Genomic DNA, 873 nt, shown 5'->3' with positions numbered 1-873 from the left:
GGATTACGAAGCCTTGCTGCCGTGGAACTGCGAACCTCGACTTCACAGCTAAGCGCTTTACCTATCTTTAGCCAAGTGGGGTTTATGGAGCGCTTACAAATTTCAGACCCATCAACGATAGGTATCTGGAAAGACGGTTTTTTAAGCTTCATAAGGAAATCTCCGCATACATCGTACATACAATGTATTTCAAAAATGTATTACAGTAACCCTATCTCTTGTGCCACTAGCTCAAGCTGCGCTTTGGCTTTTGGCAAGCTGCTAGCACGTTCTACCTCGTGCACACCTGCGCCGACATTTACGGCATTCTCGTAAATATCCAGCTCAGACAGTCGAGCTTTCAACGGCTGTATCCACACGCTGTCGCTACGCAGTTCCTCATCTAAAGCGATGGCATCCGGGACCTTGTTTGGCTTGATGCGCGTCATCAAAACGTAGGCTTTCAGAGCCGCATTTCCATGCTTGTACTGCGCTGTGCGTACAGTCTCAGTGAGATTAGTCAGAGTGCCTTTTTCAAACATTGATGACGGTTTAATCAATGTGATTAGGGTGTCGACTACCGTTAACGCACTACGAAATTCAGCGCTGTCATGCCCTGGGCAATCGACAAGCAGGACGTCGCACATAGGCTTAAGCCGTAAAATCTCACTGCTCACATCCCTGTACGCTTCATGAACGGGGATGATGGAAAGACCTGCTGTACTACGGATTTCTGCCCAGGTCATTAAGTCAGGGTTTTGATCAGTTTTAAGAATGATTACGCTTTTTCCCTTGCTGAACAGGGCAGCCTGCGGCTGCAAATTGTGGGATTTTGAAATCGGTTATCATAGCCGAAATCGAGTCGATACCTCCTCAGCACAGGCTTACACATGG

1 protein-coding gene is annotated in these 873 nt (G+C 47.5%); it reads right to left on the bottom strand.

Annotated elements, in window-relative coordinates; genetic code table 11:
* Positions 1-200: 200 nt before the first annotated feature.
* Positions 201-800, bottom strand: a complete 600-nt coding sequence (locus KDX37_RS29280; protein ID WP_231656646.1) for a division plane positioning ATPase MipZ — start codon at positions 798-800, stop codon at positions 201-203.
* Positions 801-873: the final 73 nt, after the last annotated feature.

Source organism: Pseudomonas californiensis (assembly GCF_021147775.1).
Lineage (GTDB): Bacteria > Pseudomonadota > Gammaproteobacteria > Pseudomonadales > Pseudomonadaceae > Aquipseudomonas > Aquipseudomonas californiensis.
This window is presented reverse-complemented; position numbering and strand designations above follow the sequence as displayed.